Source organism: Ruegeria sp. H7 (assembly GCF_056532945.1).
Map to the genome: position 1 here is coordinate 14,809 of NZ_JBQFNZ010000011.1, position 23,019 is coordinate 37,827.

Annotated in this window: 15 protein-coding genes and 1 pseudogene; 13 read left to right on the forward strand and 3 right to left on the reverse strand. The window is 55.3% G+C overall.

Annotated features, from left to right (window positions below):
- Window positions 1-145 precede the first annotated feature (145 nt).
- On the forward strand, window positions 146-1,183 hold the full coding sequence (locus tag ACR0AC_RS18990; RefSeq protein ID WP_170525059.1) for a LacI family DNA-binding transcriptional regulator: 1,038 nt from the start codon (window positions 146-148) through the stop codon (window positions 1,181-1,183).
- A gap of 3 nt (window positions 1,184-1,186) precedes the next feature.
- Here the strand turns inward: ACR0AC_RS18990 and ACR0AC_RS18995 are convergent, their stop codons facing one another.
- Window positions 1,187-2,071 (reverse strand): substrate-binding domain-containing protein, encoded by an 885-nt coding sequence (locus ACR0AC_RS18995; protein ID WP_480875514.1) that lies wholly within the window; start codon window positions 2,069-2,071, stop codon window positions 1,187-1,189.
- Window positions 2,072-2,230: pseudogene (locus tag ACR0AC_RS19000) on the reverse strand (LacI family DNA-binding transcriptional regulator); the annotation flags it as partial.
- Between the two features lie 111 nt (window positions 2,231-2,341).
- On the opposite strand from ACR0AC_RS19000, the gene ACR0AC_RS19005 reads away from it, so the two are divergent.
- The 11 genes from ACR0AC_RS19005 to ACR0AC_RS19055 all read left to right on the forward strand — a co-directional run bounded on the left by ACR0AC_RS19005 (window position 2,342) and on the right by ACR0AC_RS19055 (window position 16,806).
- Window positions 2,342-3,427, forward strand: a complete 1,086-nt coding sequence (locus ACR0AC_RS19005; protein ID WP_480875374.1) for a fatty acid desaturase — start codon at window positions 2,342-2,344, stop codon at window positions 3,425-3,427.
- Window positions 3,428-3,454: 27 nt separating this feature from the next.
- Window positions 3,455-3,769, forward strand: coding sequence for a MocE family 2Fe-2S type ferredoxin (locus ACR0AC_RS19010; RefSeq protein ID WP_170525068.1), 315 nt, complete (start codon window positions 3,455-3,457; stop codon window positions 3,767-3,769).
- Window positions 3,770-3,773: 4 nt separating this feature from the next.
- On the forward strand, window positions 3,774-4,589 hold the full coding sequence (locus ACR0AC_RS19015) for a 3-methyl-2-oxobutanoate hydroxymethyltransferase (RefSeq protein ID WP_480875377.1): 816 nt from the start codon (window positions 3,774-3,776) through the stop codon (window positions 4,587-4,589).
- Between the two features lie 568 nt (window positions 4,590-5,157).
- Window positions 5,158-5,742 (forward strand): ANTAR domain-containing protein, encoded by a 585-nt coding sequence (locus ACR0AC_RS19020; RefSeq protein WP_170623060.1) that lies wholly within the window; start codon window positions 5,158-5,160, stop codon window positions 5,740-5,742.
- Window positions 5,739-6,908: an ABC transporter substrate-binding protein gene (locus ACR0AC_RS19025; RefSeq protein ID WP_480875382.1), complete on the forward strand. Its 1,170-nt coding sequence runs from the start codon at window positions 5,739-5,741 to the stop codon at window positions 6,906-6,908. The genes ACR0AC_RS19020 and ACR0AC_RS19025 overlap by 4 nt, the downstream gene beginning before the upstream one ends.
- 270 nt (window positions 6,909-7,178) lie before the next feature.
- Window positions 7,179-8,543 carry a CmpA/NrtA family ABC transporter substrate-binding protein gene (locus ACR0AC_RS19030; protein WP_480627358.1) on the forward strand — a complete coding sequence of 455 codons (1,365 nt, stop codon included), beginning with the start codon at window positions 7,179-7,181 and terminating at the stop codon, window positions 8,541-8,543.
- 72 nt (window positions 8,544-8,615) lie between these two features.
- The gene (locus ACR0AC_RS19035) at window positions 8,616-9,698 is read left to right on the forward strand and encodes an ABC transporter permease (protein WP_170455992.1); all 1,083 of its coding nucleotides are present in this window, start codon (window positions 8,616-8,618) and stop codon (window positions 9,696-9,698) included.
- Between the two features lie 5 nt (window positions 9,699-9,703).
- Window positions 9,704-11,383, forward strand: a complete 1,680-nt coding sequence (locus ACR0AC_RS19040; RefSeq protein WP_170455994.1) for an ABC transporter ATP-binding protein — start codon at window positions 9,704-9,706, stop codon at window positions 11,381-11,383.
- 4 nt (window positions 11,384-11,387) lie between these two features.
- Window positions 11,388-13,823 (forward strand): nitrite reductase large subunit NirB, encoded by a 2,436-nt coding sequence (gene nirB, locus ACR0AC_RS19045; RefSeq protein WP_480875387.1) that lies wholly within the window; start codon window positions 11,388-11,390, stop codon window positions 13,821-13,823.
- Complete coding sequence (nirD, locus tag ACR0AC_RS19050; RefSeq protein WP_170455998.1) at window positions 13,820-14,152, forward strand: nitrite reductase small subunit NirD; 333 nt, start codon at window positions 13,820-13,822, stop codon at window positions 14,150-14,152. The genes nirB and nirD overlap by 4 nt, the downstream gene beginning before the upstream one ends.
- Window positions 14,152-16,806, forward strand: a complete 2,655-nt coding sequence (locus ACR0AC_RS19055; RefSeq protein ID WP_480875390.1) for a molybdopterin-dependent oxidoreductase — start codon at window positions 14,152-14,154, stop codon at window positions 16,804-16,806. The genes nirD and ACR0AC_RS19055 overlap by 1 nt, the downstream gene beginning before the upstream one ends.
- Before the next feature lie 302 nt (window positions 16,807-17,108).
- Here the strand turns inward: ACR0AC_RS19055 and ACR0AC_RS19060 are convergent, their stop codons facing one another.
- A complete protein-coding gene (locus ACR0AC_RS19060; RefSeq protein ID WP_480875393.1) occupies window positions 17,109-19,088 on the reverse strand; it encodes a bifunctional 2',3'-cyclic-nucleotide 2'-phosphodiesterase/3'-nucleotidase in 1,980 nt (659 codons plus the stop codon).
- Between the two features lie 583 nt (window positions 19,089-19,671).
- Between ACR0AC_RS19060 and ACR0AC_RS19065 the strand changes: the two genes are divergently transcribed.
- The gene (locus tag ACR0AC_RS19065) at window positions 19,672-22,992 is read left to right on the forward strand and encodes an ATP-binding protein (protein WP_480875395.1); all 3,321 of its coding nucleotides are present in this window, start codon (window positions 19,672-19,674) and stop codon (window positions 22,990-22,992) included.
- Window positions 22,993-23,019: the final 27 nt, after the last annotated feature.

Consider the following 23,019-nt stretch of genomic DNA (forward strand, 5'->3'; position numbering starts at 1 on the left):
GATCCCGTTGCATGGCGTTGGGATAAGCCCCCTCACAATTCGGTGGCAAGAAAAATTGCATCAAATGACGGCAATGATGGTTTTTGATGTTCTACAAAGATCGTTTGAGGATGCTTTTGATCGGAAATGATGTTAGTAGGGGTCTATGAGCGATGAAGCTATAATAATCCCAAAGAAGGCACGCGTCTCCGAGATTGCGAGGATTGCGGGGGTCGGCACCGCTACGGTTGACCGGGTTTTGAACAACAGATCTAACGTAAAGCCTGAGACCCGCCAGCGTGTTTTGCAGGCCAAGCACGCGATCGAATCCGGCGCTCAATTAGACCAGCCTGCGCGACCCTGGCGGCTGAAGATATTTCTGCCAGAGGAAGCCGGGCCCTCGACAGAATTTCTGGGCGACTGTTTTCAGAATGTTTTCACCAATGGCCGCGCCACCGTCGAGTGTGTGTTTTCCACGAAACTGGAACCATCTGTGTTGGCTCGAAAACTGAGAGCCTGCGCCGGGCAGGGCATTGATGCAGTTGGCTTTCAAGCTTTGGATGACCCGCGGGTGCGCGACGCTGTCGAAGAGCTGCACGGTTTGAATATTCCCTGCATACCTGTCGTTTCCGATCTGATCAGCCCCGTTCTGGGCCAATTTGTCGGGACGGACAATATGGCCGCAGGGCGAACAGCGGCCTACTTTATGGGTCGAATGCTACGGCAATCCGGAACCGTCGGCGTGATTTCCGGTGACCAACTGTATCGCAGTCATTCGGATCGAGAGATGGGGTTTCGGTCGGCCTTGCGAAGGGGTTTCAACCATCTCCGCGTTGTGGGTACCTATATCGGCCACGATGATGTGCAGGAAAATCGCGAGGTGGTAGGCAAGATGCTGGACGAGCATCCGGGGCTGCTGGGCATTTATAACGTTGGCGGTGGCAACGAAGGCATTGTGGCGGCTCTGGCTGATCGCGATTTGACGGGAGAAATCATGCTGATCGGCCACAACCTTACGCCGAAGACGAGAAACTACCTGCTGGACGGATCAATGGATCTTGTCATCCATCAGAATATGCAACGGATCGCCGAACAAGCCGTTCAAACCCTGATCGCGACACTGGAAAACCGCTCCCATCAGGCAGAGGTCGTTCCAGTTGAAGTCATCACCCGTGAAAACATCAACGGCGCCACTTTCGGCTGATGTTCACAAGTTTTCTGATGTGCAAAGATCGAAGGGAATAACCCCAACCTGTTCCTGAATTGGTTTTCCAGTCAGACACCGAGACATCATCTGAGTCACGCGATCAGCAACCTGATCCAGCGGATTGTTGACCACCAAATCGATGCTGCCATCGGCAAGCGCAGCTTCGGTAACCGGTGTCCGTTCATGGCAGATGTAGACAACTTCCCGCGATTGCCCTGCCTCGCGCAGCGCTTTCAATGCTCCGGTCACTCCGCCTCCGCAATGATAGATGCCGGAGAGGTCTTTGTTGGCCCGCAGCAATTCTGCTGTCGCTTCATATGCGACCGCGGCGTCATCCAGATACACCACAGAGTCTCGAAGCGGTTTCTGCGGTGCAAATTCGCGCATGTAGCTTCTGAACCCGCTCTCAAGCGCTTCGTGCCCCAAATACCTGTGCGACCCGATAAGGATGGCAACCGCGCCTTCGGTTCGATCAAGGCGCGCCATCGCCCAACCTGCCGTCCGCCCCGCCTTTCGACTGTCGATCCCGACGTAGGCAGTAATGTGAGGCGAAGACAGGGGCGAGAGCAATGCAATGACAGGGACATCCGCGCTGGCGATTGCACGATTGATCTCCGGGTGATCAATCGCAACCAAGCCTATGGCGTCTACCTTGCCGCGCATTTCGTCAATCGCAGTTGAAAGCTCGGACGGCGACAGGCTTTCTACATACCGGACCACAACATTTGCCCGGATACTGCGCAACTGCTCTGCTTTTTGCTGCAACTCGATTGCCAATTCGCGATAAAACCACTTGCTTTCCTTTTGAAGAATAAAGCCCAACCGTTTTGCTGGAGCCATCTCTTCAACCCGGCGCCGCAACAATCCTGCCGAGCGATACCCCAACGCTTCTGCCGCTGAAAGAACCCGCGCAGATGTCGCCGCAGTAACCGGCGCGCGCGCATTCAGAACGCGGTCTACTGTTGCGACGCCGACCCCCGCCTTTTCTGCGACGTCTTTGAGTGTGACACGGGCCATAGCACGCTCCATGATGAAACCTATCATCCATTTTACAGAATATTCTGAGAAAAATGATAGAAAATATCACGACAGGTTTGACGATTCAGGCGCTCCTCGGTTCTGCTCGGCGACAGTAATGTAGAAAAGGAACCTGATGTGCTGAAGGACAATACCCTTCCTTGGCGGGATTATTCGCTGACGGGCCGGGACAGCGGTCCAAGCTTTGCACCTAAACAGTGGTACTCCACCCCTGTCCCCCGGAAACGGATGAAGGAACTGATGAAGCGCCGCGATGCTCCGGCCCTGATCGACTATGGGATCTGGCTGGGATTGGTGTTGGCAACCGGTGCTCTGGTCATTCTGACCTGGGGTACGTGGTGGGCAGTGCCGTCTGTCATCCTCTACGGGGTGTTTTATGGATCCTGTGCCGACAGCCGTTGGCATGAATGCTGCCATGGGACTGTATTCAAAACGCCTTGGCTGAACACTGCAGCCTATCAGCTGGCCTCATTTATGTCGCTGAAAAACCCCTATCTTTGGCGGTGGAGCCATACACGCCATCACACGGATACGATGATCGTCGGAAAAGACCCCGAGATTGCGTTTCCCCGGCCTCCGCATCCGCTCAACATCCTATGGAACATGCTGCATCTGCAATCTGGCTGGAATGAGTTGAAGAAGATGTTTTGGCTGTCGGCTGGTCGTTTGACCAAAGATCAGAAAACCTTCCTCATCGAAGCCGACCGTTCTAAGGCGTTCTTGGCGTCGCGTGTTCACCTCGCAATTCTCGCGTTGACATTTGTTTTGGCAATGGTGCTGCAATCATGGCTGCCCATTGTGCTGATCGGCGGCCCCACTTTCTATGGTTCGTGGCTGCATCACCTGCTGGCATCACTGCAGCATGCCGGGCTGGCAGAGGACGTCCCGGATCACCGATTGAACTCGCGAACCGTCTACATGAACCGGTTCTTCCGCTTCGTGTATTCGAACATGAACTACCATGTCGAACATCACATGTATCCCATGGTGCCGTTCTACAATCTCCCGGCCCTGCACGAAGAAATAATAGGCGATTGCCCGCCAGCGTACGCGGGAACACTGACCGCGTTTCGCGAAATGCTCCCGGCCATTCTAATCCAGCGGCGCGATCCGTTCTACTTTGTCGACCGCAAGCCGTTGCTGCCCAAGGGCGCTAACCCCAGCCCAGAATACACTCGACCAACAGCCATAGCGGCCGAGTGACCCAATCCCCGGAATACAGGAAAACCCATGACGAACTGGACCCGCGCCTGCGCTTGCAATGACATCGAAACCGAAGATCTAATCCGTTACGACAATGGCGATCGTACCTTTGCCATCTACCGAAGCCCCGAGGACGAATTTTACTGCACCGACGGCCTGTGCACCCATGAAGAAGTGCATCTGGAAGACGGTCTGGTGATCGATCATCTGATCGAATGCCCCATGCACAACGGCCAATTCGACTATCGCACCGGCGAGGCAAAGCGCTCACCCGTCTGTGTAAATCTGAAAACCTACCCCGTTAAGGTCGAAGGCGGAGATGTCTTTATCGATATCGGGTGATGCCATGAAACGGATCTACGACTGGGATGCGAAGTTCTCACTTAGAAACTACACCGCTTCCGACCTTCGTGCGCTAAAGGGTATCCGCAAACTGGTTCAGACGACGGCGAATACAACCGAAGAGGCAGCAGCCGCGAAAGATGCCGGAATTGATTTGATCATGGGCAATGCCCACAACACGTCTACCGTGCGTCAAGGCGCGCCTGAATTGTTCTTCACCGCTGCACTTGGTCTTCCGGACTTTGCGACGGAAAGGGACGTCCTGACCGCCGCGTTTGCGGCCATGAAGGATGGTGCCGACAGCATCTACACGGCAAGAGGGCCGCACATTGTCGAACTTTTAGCGCGCGAAGATATCCCCGTGATGTGTCATCTTGGCCTGGTTCCTCGCAAATCCACTTGGCGGGGCGGCCTGCGTGCCGTTGGTAAAACTGCGGACGAGGCTATCGAGCTTTGGAATGCGTTCCGCACAATGGAAGATGCCGGAGCTTTTTCGGTAGAGGCCGAAGTTATCTGTGACCGAGTAATGGCTGAGATTTCCTCGCGTACGTCGCTGTTAACATCGTCGCTCGGTTCGGGTCCCGGCGCAGACATCATTTACCTTTTTCAAAATGACATATGCGGAGAGCAACCTGAAAGCCCGCGCCACGCACGCGCCTTTGGTGATCTCAAATCACTATATGAACAGATAAAACACCAACGCCGAGTTGCACTTACGGCGTTCAGGGAATCTGTTGAAGAGGAGCAATTTCCAAACCCATACGAGTGCGCAACAATCTCGGACGCGGAGTTTGAAAGTTTTATTACACGACTAAAATAATCTATTTGGCTAAGGAAAGTTGCACCCAGAACCACATTTTGAGAACCGGAATTATCACCCAACGATGATCGATGTACGTTGGTCCCCATTCGCGACGGGCAGCAAAGAATTTTGTAATCGCGTACAAGTACCTTTCCCGCCCGACCAGCAGGGCGTTGTCGTCGCAACCCACCAGCAGCTGTCGTTCGAGCAACCGCAGCGAATTCGAACTTTGTCCCGCCCACTTGCCACATGACACTAGAAGTTGAACGTCCGGAATGTGCGGGAAGCGGTCGTTCGCTGCGTTCGCGAAACCACATGGTTTGCTGACAAAGCGGACTTTCGAATTGATCGTCTAAGGAAGTGCATTTGAACGTCCCAGAGCTAAGGAGTGCCCCCCAAAAAGATTCGATCCAATGCGTCACCGCGGTGTTCACTGTAAAATTTTTTGATACATGCAAAAAAACTGTGCAGACATTCCGCTGCGCGCGAAAAATAAGCTGAGAAATTGGGCGAACCGGTAGTCCGATGACTACTTTTGATGGAGTTGTAATTGCGATCAATGACGCTTGGGCTCACTTGATTCTCTATGAAAACAAACCTGACAGTCGTTGTAGTCGAACAGAATCAAGAACGTGCTTTTGCAATTGTAGATTCCTTAAAAGAGTCCGGAGACGTTGAGGTTTTTGTGATCGGTAATGTCTCCGGGCTGGCACGCAAAATCGCAACGCATAGCCCAGACATTGTCCTGATAGATATCGACAATCCCTCGCGCGATATGCTTGAAGAGCTGACCGTTGCGTCGGGTCCACTGGAACGTCCCGTGGCTATGTTCGTCTCGGGCGCAGCGGGCGGGTTGTCAAAAGCCGCCGTTGAAGCTGGGGTCTCAGCATATGTAGTCGATGGCCTTCAAGTCGAGCGCATAAAACCTGTGATCGATACCGCCATCGCTCGCTTTCAGGTACTACGTCAGATGCGGACCGAACTGGCGGAGACCCGCCGCGCCTTGGAAGATCGCAAGGTGATCGACCGCGCCAAAGGGTTGTTGATGAAGGCCAAGGGTGTGTCGGAAGACGAAGCCTATGCCCTGCTGCGCAAAACTGCGATGAATCAGAACCGCCGGGTCGCGGATGTTGCCGAAGCCCTTGTAACTGCGTCGGGGTTGTTGTCATGAGAACCCCAATTCTGCCCGTCGCCTATATGCCTCTGGTCGACGCGGCCCCGCTTATCGTCGCGCGCGAGATGGGGTTTGACCATGCCGAGGGTGTTTCGCTGGACCTGCGCCCAGCCCCGTCATGGTCCTCTTTGCGCGACATGCTCGCCTTCGGGCATGTGGATGCGGCGCATTTGCTGTCGCCTATCCCCGTTGCGATGGCTTTAGGTCTTGGTGGCATTGCAACGCCGCTATCCGCCGTGTCTGTCCTTTCCCTGAATGGCAATGTCATCGGCGTTGGAACGCAATTGGCTGACCGGTTGACCGAACAAGGTTACGGCTTCGACTTCTTTGATGCCGCTGCGGCTGGGACTGCGCTGGCAAAGGCCGCCGGTGACGTTTTGGTATTTGGCGTGCCTTTTCCCTTTTCAATGCATGTTGAATTACTGCGCTATTGGGTTTCTAGAACCGAGCTGGCCTCTAAACGGGTCGAAATCCTAACTGTGCCACCGCCGCTGATGGCGCAGGCACTCGCGGGTGGCGAGATCGATGCCTTCTGCGTGGGCGAGCCTTGGGGCTCATTCGCCGTAGACGACAATGTCGGCGCACTGCTGCTGCCCGGCAAGGCGATCTGGACCTGTGCACCTGAAAAGGTGTTGGCGGTCAGAAACGATTGGGCCGAAACCGAGCCGCATTTGCTGGGCAGCCTCATGCGGGCCGTTTGGCGCGCGGGGCGCTGGCTCTCGAACGCAGACAGCCGGACGACCGCGTCCGAGATGCTATCGCGTAAAACCTACCTCAACGTCTCACCCGAACTGATCGACCGAGCATTGATGGGCGAATTCACAATCTCGGCCCGCGGCGAGCAACGCCATGTGGATGGATTCGTCGAGTTCTTTGACGGCGCCGCTACTTTCCCGTGGCGCAGCCAGGCGAAATGGGTCGCGCATCAATTGGCGCAAAGAAACGGGCTGGACGCCGGAACTGCGGAACGACAAGCCGCCAAGGTCTTTCGCAGTGATCTCTATCGCCGCGAGTTACAAGGGTTGGGCGTCGAAACCCCCGGCGCGTCGGAGAAACTGGAGGGGGCGTTGCCCGAGTCGACGGCGGTTGCCTCGGCCAATGGCAGCCTGATTCTGTCTCGGAATGTCTTTTTTGACCGGCGCATTTTCGAGCCTACCGGGTAAGTCTGCACAAAATTTTTGCAGTGCAGCATATCTTCTTGCTGCATTGCAGAATTTTCAGGGTGAAAACCTCAAAAAGTGATGACGCCGCGCTTTGCGACTGACTTAATTAAGACATCGGCAGGCAACGACGCCCACCGACGGAATTCGCCCATAGTCCAGGGCACCTCACAAGAGCAAAGCCGCTCGACCATCCGCCACCTCCTCCCGGCGGACTGTGTCGGCGGCTTTTTTGTTTGCCCAAGGGGTTGGGCTGAACCGAAAGGGATCGAGATGAAAATGCTTCTTTTAGGCCTCGCTGCAACGACGGCACTTGTGTCTCCGGCGCTAGCCGAGTTGGAACTGGAAAAAGACGAGCTGACGTTTGGCTTCATCAAGCTGACCGATATGGCGCCGCTGGCTGTTGCTTATGAGAATGGGTACTTTCTGGACGAAGGCCTGTTCGTGACGCTGGAAGCACAAGCCAACTGGAAAGTGCTGCTGGACGGCGTAATCGACGGTCAGTTGGACGGCGCGCATATGCTGGCTGGACAGCCTTTGGCAGCGACCATTGGGTACGGGACCGAAGCCCATATTATCACTCCGTTTTCGATGGACCTGAACGGCAACGGCATCACCGTCTCCAACGAGGTTTGGGAAGAGATGAAGCCGAACATCCCTGTCATGGAGGATGGCCGTCCTCAGCACCCGATCAGCGCCGAAGCTCTGGCTCCGGTGGTTGAGAAATACAAGTCCGAAGGCAAGCCTTTTAACATGGGCATGGTCTTCCCGGTTTCGACCCACAATTACGAACTGCGCTATTGGTTGGCAGCCGGTGGTCTGCATCCGGGCTTCTACAGCCCCGAAAACGTGACCGGTCAGATCGGTGCAGATGTATTCCTGTCGGTGACGCCTCCGCCGCAGATGCCTGCCACGTTAGAGGCCGGCACGATCTATGGCTACTGCGTGGGTGAGCCGTGGAACCAGCAGGCCGTGTTCAAGGGTATCGGCGTTCCGGTGATTACCGACTATGAGCTGTGGAAGAACAACCCGGAAAAGGTGTTTGGCATCACGGCAGAGTTCGCCGAAGAATACCCAAACACCACTCTGGCCGTGACCAAGGCTCTGATCCGTGCTGCGCAGTGGCTGGATGAAAATGACAACGCCAACCGCCCTGAAGCCGTCGAAATTCTGAGCCGTGCGGAATACGTCGGCGCGGACTATGACGTGATCGCCAACTCGATGACCGGCACGTTCGAATACGAGAAAGGCGACAAGCGCGAAGTTCCTGATTTCAACGTGTTCTTCCGCTACAACGCGACCTACCCGTTCTACTCAGACGCCATCTGGTACCTGACCCAGATGCGCCGTTGGGGTCAGATCCCCGAATCCAAGCCCGACAGCTGGTATGACGAAGTCGCCAAATCCATCTACAAGCCTGAGATCTATCTGGAAGCCGCGCGCTTGCTGGTCGACGAAGGGCTGGCGAATGAGGCCGACTTCCCTTGGGAAAGCGATGGTTACAAAGCGCCGACCCCTGCCGAGGATATCATCGACGGCATCGCCTATGACGGCCGCGCCCCCAACGCCTATCTCGAAAGCCTCTCCATCGGTCTGAAAGGCGATCAGAAGATCGTCGGCTCGGACGTGCAAGGCTAATCCCGAAACAGCGCGCCCGGCATTGGTCGAGCGCGGACCCCAAAGTGCCCCGCCATCGCAAGGACACATCAGATGACAACGGTCGATCCCGAATTCAACGCAGACGCCGCCCGAGAGGCGCGTCGCGCCCGCCTGTTCACCCGTATCAACGCAGCCGACAAATGGTTCCAGGTTCTGGGCCTCAGCTGGGCCACCCCGGTTCTGAAGGCCGCTGCCGGAGACAACCCGCGCGCCCAGATGACCGAGATCTGGCGTCTTCTGGTCGTTCCCCTTTTGTCGATCTGCGCGTTCCTGCTGTTGTGGGGGACATTGGCACCCAAAGTTCAAACCTCTCTGGGCGCGGTCCCCGGACCGGCTCAGGTCTGGGAAGAAATGATCAACCTGAACGAGGACGCGCAGGCCAAGGCCGCCAAACGCGACAAGTTCGAGGCGATGGTTGAGAAACGGAACCAGAAGCTGATCGATGCGGGCCGGGCGGATGAGGTCAAGCAAGTCGCTTACACCGGTGCTCCGTCCTACTACCAGCAAATCTGGACCTCGATCAAAACCGTGTTTTTCGGCTTCCTGATCGCTACGGTTGTGGCTGTTCCGCTTGGGATCGCTGCTGGCCTTTCACCGACTGCAAATGCGGCGCTGAACCCGCTGATCCAAATCTTCAAGCCGGTCTCACCGCTGGCATGGCTACCGATCGTGACCATGATCGTCTCGGCGGTTTACGTCACCAATGACGGCTTGTTCGCCAAATCCTTCCTGATCTCGGCCATCACTGTGACCCTGTGTTCGCTTTGGCCCACGCTGATCAACACTTCTCTGGGCGTGGCATCCATCGATAGAGACTTGGTAAACGTTTCCAAGGTTCTGAAAATGAACACTTATACCAAGATCACCAAGCTGGTGCTGCCCTCGGCCTTGCCGCTGATCTTCACTGGCCTGCGCTTGTCGCTGGGCGTCGGCTGGATGGTTCTGATCGCGGCTGAAATGCTGGCGCAGAACCCCGGCTTGGGCAAATTTGTCTGGGATGAGTTTCAGAACGGCTCGTCCAGCTCGCTCGCCAAAATCATGGTTGCGGTCTTCACCATCGGCATCATCGGCTTTCTGCTGGACCGGGTGATGTACGCGCTGCAATCGCTGTTTACCTTCACGAATAACCGGTGATCGAGATGAGCATTCTGAGCTTCAAGAAGGCCTCGAAATCCTTCGGTGCAGGCGCCGCACGCACCGACGTGCTGAAAGGTATCGACCTTGACGTGCAAGAGGGTGAGTTTCTGGTGATCCTCGGCTTCTCGGGCACCGGCAAGACGACCTTGATCAACCTGATGGCCGGACTGGACACCCCAACCGGCGGAGAGGTCACGTTCAAAGGTACTCCGATCAAGGGGCCGGGCCCCGAGCGTGGCGTGATCTTCCAAAACTATTCTCTGATGCCGTGGCTGACGGTCAGCGGCAATGTGGGTCTGGCGGTAGACACAGTCTTTCCCGGCCTCAGTAAGGCCGAGAAATCCGAGAAGGTTGCGCACTACGTGAAGATGGTAGGCCTAAGCCATGCCGCAACGCGCCGCCCAGCAGAACTGTCCGGTGGGATGCGACAGCGGGTCAACGTGGCGCGCGCCTTGTCGATGAACCCCGAGGTTCTGCTGCTGGATGAGCCTCTGTCAGCGCTTGACGCGCTGACTCGCGCCAATCTGGCGGATGAGATTGAACACATCTGGGAGGCTAACAAGAAAACCTGTGTCCTCATCACCAATGACGTGGATGAGGCAATCATTCTGGCCGACCGGATCATTGCCCTGAACCCGGATGGTACGCTCGGACAGGAGTTTCGGGTGTCGATCCCGCGCCCACGGGATCGGGGCGCGATGAACAACGAAGAAACATTCAAGCGCTTGCGCGCTAACGTCACCAAATACCTGATGGATGTGGGAATCGAGGCCAAGGTCGAAGGCTCGCGCATCCTGCCCGATGTCACCCCAATTCATGGCGTGCCAACGGCGGTGGCAGAGGCGCAGAAAGGGATGATCCAGGACCGCTTCCTAGACTTCTCGCAACTGCACAAGGTTTATCCGACTCCCAAAGGCCCGTTGACCGTGGTCGAGGATTTCGACCTGAAGATCGACAAGGGAGAATTCATCTCGCTGATCGGCCACTCTGGCTGTGGCAAATCCACGGTTCTGACAATGGCCGCTGGGCTGAACGACATCTCGAAAGGCGCGATCAAGCTGGATGGACGCCATGTCGAAGGGGCAGATCCTGAGCGCGCCGTCGTGTTCCAGTCACCCAACCTGTTCCCGTGGCTCAGCGCCAAGGAAAACGTCGCGATTGGGGTGGATAAAGTCTATCCCAAGGCCAGCTTGGCCGAGCGGCAGGATGTGGTCGAATACTATCTGGAGCGGGTCGGTCTGGCCGATGCGATGGACAAATCCGCCTCAAACCTGTCGAACGGCATGAAGCAACGCGTCGGCATCGCCCGCGCTTTTGCCCTGTCTCCCAAACTGCTGCTGCTGGATGAACCGTTTGGAATGCTCGACAGCCTCACACGATGGGAATTGCAAGAAGTTCTGATGGAGGTCTGGTCCCGCACCAAGGTCACCGCGATCTGTGTGACCCACGACGTGGATGAGGCGATCCTTCTGGCCGACCGTGTGGTGATGATGACCAACGGCCCGCAGGCAACGATCGGCAGGATCACCAAGGTTGACCTGCCGCGGCCGCGCACTCGCAAGGCCCTTTTGGAACATCCGGACTACTACGCCTACCGGCAGGAAGTCCTCGATTTCCTCGAAGAATACGAACACGGCGCCAAGCCCAACACACCCGCCCCCAAGGCGATTGCAGCGGAGTGAAATCATGAAGCAAAGACTTGTTGTCATTGGCGCAGGTATGGCCTCAGGTCGGGTGCTGGAACACCTGACCGATGCCGCGCCGGATGCGTTCGACATCACCCTGTTCAACGCCGAGCCTCGCGGGAACTACAACCGCATCATGCTGAGCCCCGTTCTATCGGGTGAGAAGACCTATGAAGAGATCGTCACCCATGACGACACCTGGTATGCCGAGCGCGGCATCTCCTGCCGCTTTGGCGAAAAAGTTGAAAAAATCGACCGCGAGATGAAGGTGGTCGTGGGCGCAAACGGCCACGTTCCATACGACAGGCTGGTGATCGCCACCGGGTCTAACCCGTTCATCATCCCCTTGCCCGGTCATGATCTGGACGGCGTGATTGCCTATCGTGATCTGGAAGACACCCAGCAGATGATGGGCATGGGCCCGGACAACAAGGTTGTCGTCATCGGCGGCGGCCTGCTGGGGCTTGAAGCCGCCGCGGGCATGGCCGCGCATGGGGTTGACGTCACGGTCGTTCATATCATGGGCCACCTGATGGAGCGTCAGTTGGACGAAGCTGCAGGCTATCTGCTGAAGAAGTCGCTGGAAGACAAAGGCATCAAGATTTGCCTGCAGGCGAATTCCAAGGAAATCCTCGGGGAAGACGGCAAGGTCCGCGCTCTGTTACTGGATGAAGGGACCGAACTGCCCTGTGATCTGCTGGTCATGGCGGTGGGCATCCGCCCCAATACCGCGCTGGCGCAGGAGGCAGGGCTGGCAACCGGGCGCGGCATTCGTGTGGATGACCAGATGCTGACCTCGGACCCGGATGTCTACGCCGTGGGAGAATGCGTCGAACATGACGGGGCGGTCTTTGGCCTTGTCGCGCCGCTCTATGATCAGGCGAAAGTGGCCGCGCAGGTGCTGTTGGGCGAAGAGGCAGCGTTTGTTCAGAAAACCCTCTCAACGAAGTTGAAGGTCACCGGCTGTGATCTGTTCAGCGTGGGCGATTTCGCGGATGGGCCGGGACGTGAGGATATCGTGTTCCGCGACCCTTCGCGCGGCGTCTACAAGCGGCTCGTCATCGAAGAGGATCGTCTGGTCGGCGCGGTCATGTATGGCGACACTGCCGATAGCAATTGGTTCTTCGGCCTGATCAAGGACAGTACTAGCATCGAAGACATGCGCGAGACGCTGATCTTCGGTCCGGCTTATCAGGGGGGCGATACCGCGGGCCCTCTTTCAGCCGTTGCAGCATTGCCGCCTGAAGCGGAGATTTGCGGCTGCAACGGCGTATGTAAAGGAAACATAGTTGAGGCGATCAATGCAGGCGCCAACGGTCTGGGCGCCGTGCGTGAAAGCACCAAGGCCAGCGCCTCGTGCGGGACATGCACGGGGCTGGTTGAACAGGTGTTGCAAGTCACCCTGGGCGATGAATTCCAAATGCCAACGGCGCAACCGATCTGCGGTTGCACCGATCTGACGCATGAGGACGTACGGCGTTTAATCAAGGGCCAGGAACTAAAAAGCCAGGCCGCTGTCTGGCAGGAGCTTGGCTGGACAACGACAAATGGCTGCCATGTCTGCCGTCCGGCGATCAACTACTACCTGCTGGCGGATTGGCCTTTGGAACATCAGGACGACCCGCAAAGCCGGTTTGTGAACGAACGCAAACACGCCAATATCCAGAAGGATGGTACATTCAGCGTTGTGCCGCGCATGTGGGGCGGGATCACTACCCCCGGAGAACTGCGCGCCATCGCTGACGCCGCTGACAAGTATGATGTGCCAACCGTCAAGGTCACCGGCGGTCAGCGCATCGATCTTCTGGGCGTGAAGGGTGAGGATCTGCCTTCGATCTGGTCGGATCTGAACGAGGCTGGTCTGGTCTCGGGCCACGCCTATTCCAAGGGTCTGCGGACGGTCAAAACCTGTGTCGGAACCGATCATTGCCGGTTTGGCACGCAGGACAGCACCGGCCTTGGTATCAAGCTGGAGAAAATCCTGTGGGGCTCGTGGACGCCGCACAAGCTGAAACTGGCAGTATCCGGTTGTCCTCGCAACTGTGCTGAGGCGACCTGCAAGGATATCGGTGTCGTTTGCGTGGAATCTGGCTATCAGATCAGCATCGGCGGGGCCGCAGGTATGGACGTGAAAGAGACCGAGTTGCTCTGTCAGGTGCCCACCGAAGACGAGGCCATCGAGGTCGTGATGGCCGTCACCCAGGCCTATCGTGAAGGCGGTAAGTATCTGGATCGATTGTATAAATGGCTGGAGAAGGTCGGCATGGACTGGGTCAAGGCGCAGGTTGTGGATGATCTTGAAAACCGGGCCGACTTGGTCGCGCGGTTTGAACTGTCGCAAAGCATCTACCGCAAGGATCCATGGGCCGAACACGTGCGCGACAAGGCGCAAACTTATGCGCCGATTGCAGATTTCACACTGGAGGCGGCGGAATGAGCTGGATCGACATCGGACATATCGACGACATACCACTGCGCGGAGCGCGTCTGGTCAAAACCCATATCGGCTGTATCGCCGTCTTCCGGACCGCCAAGGCAGAAGTATACGCCGCGACAAACAGCTGCCCGCACAAGGGTGGCCCATTGTCTGAAGGCATTGTCCACGGCCAGTCGGTGACCTGCCCCTTACACAATTGGGTGTTCGACCTGAACACAGGCGAAGCGCAGGGTGCCGATGACGGTCGGATCACCACATATCCGGTGCGCCTCGAAGATGATCGTATTCTGCTCGACGTCAGCGCGGTTGCTCAACGGAGCGCAGCCTGATGGACGGCACCAGCCTACCCGAAGTTCGTTCGACCTGCGCTTATTGCGGGGTTGGCTGCGGTGTGCTCCTGAGGCCTGATGGGGTCGGAGGTTTGACCGTTCGCGGCGATCCGGATCATCCGGCGAACCGTGGTCGTTTATGTTCAAAAGGACTGGCGTTAGGTGAAACTGTCGGGCTGCAACACCGGTTGCTGGCTCCTCGCGCCTTTGGCCAGGACACCAGTTGGGACAATGCCTTGCAATTGGTCGCAGATCGGTTCTCTGCCGCAATTAAGAAGCATGGGCCGGACAGCGTGGCTTTTTATGTATCAGGACAGTTGCTAACCGAGGACTACTATGTTGCCAACAAGCTGATGAAAGGCTTCATAGGCTCGGCGAATATCGACACCAACTCGCGGCTATGCATGGCTTCGACCGTGGCCGGGCACAAACGCGCCTTCGGGACAGATACAGTACCCGGAACCTTTGAGGATCTAGACGAAGCTGATCTGGTTGTCTTGGTTGGCTCGAATCTCGCTTGGTGCCACCCCGTTCTGTATCAGCGTGTCATAGCTGCCCGTCAGGCGCGCGGTACGAAGATTGTAGTTGTCGATCCGCGTCGAACAGCAAGCTGCGATCAAGCAGATCTCCATCTGGCGCTGCGACCCGGCAGTGACGTGGCGCTGTTCAATCGGTTGCTGAACAGAATTCACCAAACGGGGCATATTGCTCCGGATTTTCTGGATCGCAGCCTGGGGTTCAATGAAGCCCTCGAACTCGCGCAGCTTGATGATGCGAATGAGACCGGGCTAAGCCCTGATGAAATTGAGGCTTTTTGCGATTTATGGATCGGTACAGAGCGCGTTGTTACGATCTTCAGCCAGGGAGTAAATCAATCCTCCAGCGGATCAGACAAGGTCAACGCGATCCTGAACTGCCATCTGGCCACCGGGCGGATCGGGCGCGCAGGGATGGGTCCGTTCTCGGTCACCGGTCAGCCTAACGCTATGGGAGGCCGAGAGGTCGGTGGCTTGGCCAACATGCTCGCATGTCACTTGGATATCGAAAACGAAGCTCACAGAACAGCCGTCCAGGACTTCTGGAAAGCTCCAAAGATGCCAGAAAAGCAGGGGCTGAAAGCGGTTGACCTGTTTCGCGCTGTCGAAGGCGGTCAGATAAAGGCACTTTGGATCATCCACACCAATCCGGCGGCCACCATGCCGGATGCAGACCGAGTGATGGCGGCTATCAAAAAAAGTCCATTCGTAGTTGTCAGTGACCTGACTGCCCGAACAGACACTGCACGCGTTGCAGACGTTTTGTTGCCCGCTGCGGGATGGGGCGAAAAAAGCGGAACAGTAACCAATTCAGACCGCACGATCAGCAGACAACGCGTCGTTCTGTCACCTCCGGGACAAGCACGTGCGGATTGGGATGTTATGGCCGAGGTGGGCCGCCGCATGGGGTGGACCGAGGCATTCAGTTATGAGTCACCGGCGCAGATTTTTCGAGAATACGCGAACATGACTTCGCTTGCCGTGGCATTTGGCAAAGACTTGGACATTACCGAATTTTCGGACATTGATGACTCGGACTACGAAGATCTGAACCCGTCACGGTGGCCGACGACATCTCGCAAATCGGATGGCCGATTTTTCGGTGATGCGCAGTTTTTTCATCCGGATGGCAAAGCACGTTTTGTTCCTGTCACTCATCGTTCACCCAAAGCGGCGACGTCTGACCAATACCCGTTTCTGTTGAACACAGGACGAAACCGGGATCAGTGGCACACTATGACTCGGTCTGGGTTGTCTCCCCGTCTTTCGGCCCATTTGGCCGAACCATACGTCGAGGTTAATCCGAAGGACGTTGATCGGTTGGGTCTTGGTACCGCAGATTTGGTTGAGCTCAACAGCGTGGTCGGAAGCGGCATCTTTCGACTTCGCATCACAGACACCGTCGCGCCAGGTCAAGTATTTGCTCCCATTCACTGGACAGGTGAAACGGCGCCAACAGCCCGTGTGGATGCGCTTGTTCCAAGTGTAGTCGATCCAATCTCTGGACAGCCTGAGAGCAAGGCGGCGGCCGTTTCTGTGCGACGTATGAATGCCTCGTGGTACGGTTTCGCCGTGTCCGTCGATGCGGCCTCACCTACGGCAGAATATTGGGCAATGAGCAAAACGGCCAAAGGTTACAGGATCGAGTTAGCGGGGAAGCAAGATATTGACGATTGGGAAGACAAAGCCCGCGAGTGGTTTGGGCTATCCGATGCCGTAGTGACTTCAATCGAAGATTCCAAACGCGGCTCGTACAGGATCGCATTGTCTGACGGACAGCGCCTTTTGGCAGCGCTCTTTGTTTCCCGACAACCCATCACACTAATGCGAGAGTTTTTGGCAACTTTGCCTGAGGTCTCACTCCATCAGATTCTGTCTGGCCGGTCATCTTCCGCTTCTGAAGACTGTGGACCAATCATCTGTTCGTGTTTCGGGGTGGGATTAAAGACCATCATTAGCGCCATTCACGACAAACGTTTGATCGATGTGGACGATATCGGAGATACCCTTCAGGCTGGAACGAACTGTGGTTCATGCCGTCCAGAGTTGGTTGACTTGGTCACGGAGCATTCGAAGTTGAAACGCAATAACCCGAAGAATTGCCTGCAAGAACAATAAGGGTAGACACGGGGTTTTCGACCAAGACTGCGGTTTGCTTTTATCGGCATTCAAATAAAGCATGGGTTCTGTTCATACTGTTCAACATATCCAATTTAGCCTTACTGGGGTCAGAAGATGTCTTTGCCTATTGTTTCCGACCTCCACCCATGCCCGAGTTTCGCGTTTGTAGTAAGTGTCTCGTCTGACGAGCCGCACTTAGCAAAAGCGATGAAATTCGCGTCGCTACAGAGGGCCGCGAGGCAACTGAAACAACCCCGCCACCTTTTTTGATGGCGGGTTATTTTTGAGTCCAAATTGAGTCAGAGCTTGATCCGGAAGGCTGCGAAGCCGTCGGCACCTTCTCCGGCGTCCTCAATTGTGACACCCTTGACGTCGCCTATGTAATCCCGTGCTTTCGGGCCTGTCTCGAACAAAACAGTCGTGTCCGCAAGCGGAGCAAAAGACCAGTTGGCATCTGCCTTTGGATCAATCGTACCCTGTTCGACAATGTAGCGAACGATGACGTCGCGGTTGGTATCCGGGGCCTCAAATACGATTGTGTCACCTAAAGCTCCGGGGAATGAACCACCCCCTGATGCGCGATAGTTGTTGGTGGCGATAATGAACTCCATATCATCGGTAACTGGTTCGCCGTCGTAAGAAAGGTTCACAATGCGCGCTGCATCGGGGTTAATCTCTTCTCCCTTGGGTCCGAAGCGCGATGGCTGGGACAGGTCAATTTCATAGGTCACGCCATCTATGACGTCGAAATTGTAGGACGGGAATTCCGGGTTCAGCAGGATCGCATCCTTTGAACCCGTCTCAACCTGATTGAACATTCCGGCTGACCGTTCCAACCAACCCCTAACTTGCGCTCCATTCACGCGGACTGCGCGCACCGTGTTCGGATAGAGATAGAGATCCGCGACGTTTTTGATGGCAACATCACCAACGGGTACATCGGTGTAGTATTCCGGACCACCGCGACCACCAGCCTTGAAAGGCGCTGCCGCAGACAGGATCGGCAGGCCTTCATGGTCGGTGCCTTTCAGCATCTCTTCGACATACCACTTCTGCGCAATCGAGACGATCTGGACTGAGGGATCATCTGCGACCAGCGCGAAATAACTATGCAAAGGTGCCGAAGTCTTGCCGACAGCACGCCGAACATAGGCCAAGGTTTCTTCGTGATCGGTCGCAACCGAGTCGAGGACTCGCTGATCATCTACGACCAACGCGGTGATTGATCGATCCTCATTCCGTCGCGAAATAGGCCGCGCCTCGGATGTGGTGGTTACAACCCGCCATTCATTTCCATCCCGTTCCAGCAAAAGATCAAGCAGGCCAAGATGCGATCCCCAGAATCCGCCCATGACGGCGGGTTTGCCCATTAGAGTACCTTTGTCGACGTCAACTCCGGGACGGTCGGCAAATGTTGGCGACGGAAAGACCAAGTGGTTGTGACCTGTGACCAGCGCGTCGATCCCATCGACACCGGCAAGAACAACCGACGCGTTTTCCATACCATCTGCATGGTTCGCGTCGCCAATTCCGGAATGCGACAACGCGATGATCAGATCGCAGCCCTGTTCCTGCATCTCAGGCACATAGGCCTTGGCGGTCTCAACGATGTCCCGCGCTTCGACATTGCCTTCGAGATGCTTGCGATCCCAGTTCATGATCTGCGGAGGCGTAAAGCCGATCACACCGATCTTGATCGGATGCTTTGTGCCATCACCCATTTCGATCTTGCGGTCGAGAATGGTGTAAGGTTGGACGAGCGTCTGGTCGTCGCGCGGGCTCGCGCCTGTCTCCTTTGCAACGTTGGCAAGAACCACTGGGAAATCCGCACCTGCCAAAGAGGTCTCAAGAAAGCTCAACCCATAGTTAAACTCGTGATTGCCCAGTGTGGCCGCATCATAACCAACTGTGTTGAATGCGGTGACGATTGGATGGCTGCCACCCTCTTTCATACCGCGTTCATAGGCGATGTAATCACCCATCGGATTGCCTTGCAGAAAGTCTCCGTTATCAACCAAAATCGAGTTCGTCGCCTCAGAGCGGATTTCATTTATGATCGAAGCCGTACGGGACAGGCCCACCGTGTCACGGGGCTTGTCGGCATAATAATCATAGGGGAATACATGAACGTGGATGTCGGTTGTTTCCATGATCCGCAAATGTGCCTGGTTGTTCGCCGCAGCAGCCGAGAAGGGGTGAAGCGTAACGGCTGCGGCACTTGCAGCAGTTGTGTACAGAAACTGACGACGCGAAATTGGTGGGCGGTTAGAGAACGACATTGGGCACCTCTCAAGTGGGTTGGTCAACGCGACTTTCGCGGACTATCCGCGGCATTCGTATGAAATCGGTTACGAGAGCATGTGTCGCGTTATTCACAGGCGGCTGTACTTAACACCATACGTTAACTTTGGGGGTTTGCTAAGGGATCGCAGATGGTGAACCTAAGCCAATAGTTGCTTATCAATCAAACGCGGCGAGTTTTTGAACCTTCGAACCTGAAGGAAGCAAGCAAAATGCTGAAAAAGATATACTTTGACATATATTTTCTCGTTCATGCACCCTTGTTTCGCAGAGCTGCAACAGATGGTTGCTCCTGTCCGCAGTCCGCTAGTTCTCCAGGCAACACAGTTTGCAGCCTCGGCGAAACCGCTTGCTTGGATCCGACGTGGCTTCCAGTAAAACGTCAATAGAGCTAATGAAGTCCTTGACTTGGTATTAAACGGACGTCTTCATTGAATAAGTACTTGTTCTTATTGTTTAACAAATAAGCCATCGGTTAATTGGCGGTTTAAGTTAACAAGGAGATGCTTGCTGGCAGAGTACATGTAGAGATCCTGTTACTAACGTAAGCAAAACTTATTGATGTCCGATATAGCGTCTTGGCTAAAGAAACATGGTTTGTCCAAGTATGCTGTCGCTTTTACTGAACATGAAATCGAACTTGGCGACCTGTCCGAATTAACTGACGAAGACCTAGTAACAATCGGACTTCCCCTCGGGCCGAGGAGGCGGTTTCTGAAAGCCATTCGCGCCAGCATAGAAGAGGAGCGGCGACCGCCCAGCAAAACCAACAGCCCCGAGATCGTGGCAGAGCGGCGACAGCTTACGGTAATGTTTATCGATCTTGTCGGATCAACGGAAATAGCACAAAGCGTCGATCCGGAGGATCTGGCCGATGTACTTCGACTTTTTAAGGAAACCTGTGCGGCGGCTGTTGCAGCGTTTGATGGCCATATTGCCAGCTACTATGGCGACGGAATCATGGTTTTTTTTGGATTTCCCCACGCCCATGAAGATGATCCCGAACGCGCCATTCGTGCGGGTCTGCGTATCATTGATGAGATGCCGGATGTTCGCACCCACGCGAAACTCAACGTCCGGATTGGGATCGCAACCGGATTGGTCGTGGTCGGCGATCTGCGAGGCGAAAAGATGTTTGAGGACGGAACGGCGATGGGTGAGACGCCCAACTTGGCCGCGCGTCTTCAAGCGATGGCAGATCCGGGGACGATGATTATCGCCCCAACCACTCATCAGTTGGCTGGTGATGCTTTTGAATACGTTTTGCGTGGCGCGTTCAAGCTCAAGGGTTTTGCTAAGGAAGTCGAAGCCTGGCAAGTAACCAGAGAGCGAGAAACAGTCAGCCGGTTTATGGCGATCGACAGTGTTTTGCTCAAGCCTTTGGTCGGTCGCGCCGCAGAATTGAAGGCGTTGAACGATAATTGGGCCTTGGCCAGTAATCGAAATGGGCAGGTTGTGTTGGTGTCAGGCGAGCCGGGAATTGGCAAGTCGCGTCTGGTGGAGGAATTTCGGCAGAACATCTCCGATTTGCCCCACACGCAAATGCGATATCAATGTTCTCCATATCACTTTGCGACTGCACTGTACCCTGTCATTCGCCAACTTGAGAGTGCCACTGATCTTCGCGCTGACGAGTCAAATCACGTCAAGCTTGAAAAAATCCGCGGCGTGTTGAGCGATCAAACCGACCAAGCTTTGAAGTTGGCAGCATCCCTTTTGTCCATACCGTTCGAAGATCATTTGGGGCCGTTGGATCTGACACCGCGGCAGATCATGGATCGGTCTCTGGAATTGTTGCTGAACAATCTTTCGTCAAAGGCTGAAGATCATCCGGTTCTCTTCCTGTTTGAAGATGCTCACTGGATTGATCCAACAACCAAATTGTTGCTGGATCGTTTGGTGGAGCGAATTCGCGACCTTCCAGTTCTGGTGGTTATGACGTTCCGGCCTGAGTTCGATCCAGGTTGGACACTGCAATCGAACCTTACGAAAGTTAATTTGAAGCAATTAAGCTTTCGACAGGTCAAGAGCATTGTTGACGAAGTCGCCAAAGACGAGTTGGTCGCTGACGGGATGTATGATGTGGTCGCGGCAAGATCCGACGGTGTGCCGCTATACGTCGAGGAGGTGACAAAAGATCTCCTTGAATCGGGCGTCCTGACCAGGGGAAGGGACACTTACACGATGGGTGGGGCATCGCCTGCGAACTCGGTGCCAAGTACGTTACATGATGCACTGATGGCACGCCTTGACCGCCTGAGCTCTGCCAAAGAGGTTGCCCAGATTGGAGCTGTAATTGGCCCTCAGTTTACTTACCAGTTGATTTCAAAAGTGGCCAGAATCAGCGATAAAGCGTTACGCGCAGGATTGGAGCTTCTGGTCGAAGCTGGCATAGTTTCAGTTTTTCGCGCAGAGGATTTTGAAACCTTCAGCTACCGTCACGCCCTTATTCGTGACACCGCATACAACAGCCTTCTAAAGCGAGAACGCCGGGTTCTGCACTCTCGCGTCGCGCAATATTTGGATGACACGTTGGCTCACACTGGTGACGCAAGCCCGGAAATTCTGGCTCATCACTATACCATGGCAGGAATGTGTAAGGAGGCCGTAGACTATCGTTACCTTGCAGGCCAACGAGCAGTCCAGCGATCCGCTAACATTGAGGCAAGCACGCAACTGTCGTTGGCGATTGAGCAGCTTGGCGAAATGGATCAAAGTTTTGAACGGGACCGCAAGGAAATTGAGATTCAGGTACTCAAGGCTGGTGTCTTACGATCAACCGCAGGAATAGCTGCCGACGAAACCGGTTCTGTTTATGCAAGAATACGCGAATTGTGTGAACGCATCGACGAAACCGAGCATCTGTTCCCAGTTCTGAATGGTTTGTATTCCTTCCATTTGGTGCGTGCCGAGTATGATTTGGCTAGGGACGTCGCAGCGCAATTGCTGGACCTAGCGGTGTCGACTCGTGAGACGCAGCATCAGATGGTGGCGCATCGCGCAATGGGTGCTGTACTGTTCCACATTGGTGACCTGGTGTCGGCGTATGAGCATTTAAGCAAAGCACTGGACCTCTACAGCAGGAAACGTGATGCGCATCTGGCGTACATCTATGGGTCCGACCATGCGGCGATTACTTCGTGCTTTTTAAGCTTGGCCATTTGGATGCGTGGGGACCCGGACAAAGCCCTTGAGGTTCAACAGCTCGCGGTGGCGGGTGCAAAAGAGCTGGAGCATGCTCATAGCATCGCGCAGTCAATGACCTATCTGTGTATGCTTCACCTTCTGCGCCGTGAACCCGCAAAAGTGCTGGAGATCGCAGAACAGCTTGAGGAACTTTCAGCCAAGCACTCGTTTACATTCATGTCTTTGACCGCGACCTTGTGGCGAAGCTGGGTGAATGCCTATGTTTCGCCGAAACAAGAAACGATCGATGCGTTACACGCAGCGTCTATAACTTGGTGGGAGAGTGGTGCGGGAAACTATAAACCGTTCTTTCTGACCCTAGTGGCGGAACTCACCTTGAACATAGGTAATCGGGACGGTGCCCTGAAATTGTTGGCTCAGGCCCGTGATCAACAGCACCACACAAATGAAGGCTGGGCCCGATCCGAGACCGATCGAGTCTACGCGCTCGCACGTTGCGAGAATGAGCTCGCAGAAAAAGCATTTCTTGAGGCTTTGGCCACTGCAAGAGAACAGAAAGCTAAGATGTTTGAACTCCGAACGTCGGTAGATTACGCAGAACAATGCAGACTATTTGGACATACGCACAAGGCGATATCTGATCTTCGTACTGCTCTGGATGGTATTGCAGGAGGTGAGTCTACGATCGATGTGATTGATGCAATTAAGCTCCTTAATCAAAGACCCGTAAGCTAAATTTCATGCTTTTCAAGGCATCACGCG

Bases quoted from the DNA above. Each gene is read 5' to 3' on its own strand.
- ACR0AC_RS19060 (WP_480875393.1), bottom strand. From the start codon at position 19,088: ATGTCGTTCTCTAACCGCCCACCAATTTCGCGTCGTCAGTTTCTGTAC.
- ACR0AC_RS19010 (WP_170525068.1), top strand. From the start codon at position 3,455: ATGACGAACTGGACCCGCGCCTGCGCTTGCAATGACATCGAAACCGAA.
- ACR0AC_RS19040 (WP_170455994.1), top strand. From the start codon at position 9,704: ATGAGCATTCTGAGCTTCAAGAAGGCCTCGAAATCCTTCGGTGCAGGC.
- ACR0AC_RS19020 (WP_170623060.1), top strand. From the start codon at position 5,158: ATGAAAACAAACCTGACAGTCGTTGTAGTCGAACAGAATCAAGAACGT.
- ACR0AC_RS19035 (WP_170455992.1), top strand. From the start codon at position 8,616: ATGACAACGGTCGATCCCGAATTCAACGCAGACGCCGCCCGAGAGGCG.
- ACR0AC_RS19030 (WP_480627358.1), top strand. From the start codon at position 7,179: ATGAAAATGCTTCTTTTAGGCCTCGCTGCAACGACGGCACTTGTGTCT.
- ACR0AC_RS19015 (WP_480875377.1), top strand. From the start codon at position 3,774: ATGAAACGGATCTACGACTGGGATGCGAAGTTCTCACTTAGAAACTAC.
- ACR0AC_RS19065 (WP_480875395.1), top strand. From the start codon at position 19,672: ATGTCCGATATAGCGTCTTGGCTAAAGAAACATGGTTTGTCCAAGTAT.
- ACR0AC_RS18990 (WP_170525059.1), top strand. From the start codon at position 146: ATGAGCGATGAAGCTATAATAATCCCAAAGAAGGCACGCGTCTCCGAG.
- nirD (WP_170455998.1), top strand. From the start codon at position 13,820: ATGAGCTGGATCGACATCGGACATATCGACGACATACCACTGCGCGGA.
- ACR0AC_RS19025 (WP_480875382.1), top strand. From the start codon at position 5,739: ATGAGAACCCCAATTCTGCCCGTCGCCTATATGCCTCTGGTCGACGCG.
- nirB (WP_480875387.1), top strand. From the start codon at position 11,388: ATGAAGCAAAGACTTGTTGTCATTGGCGCAGGTATGGCCTCAGGTCGG.
- ACR0AC_RS19055 (WP_480875390.1), top strand. From the start codon at position 14,152: ATGGACGGCACCAGCCTACCCGAAGTTCGTTCGACCTGCGCTTATTGC.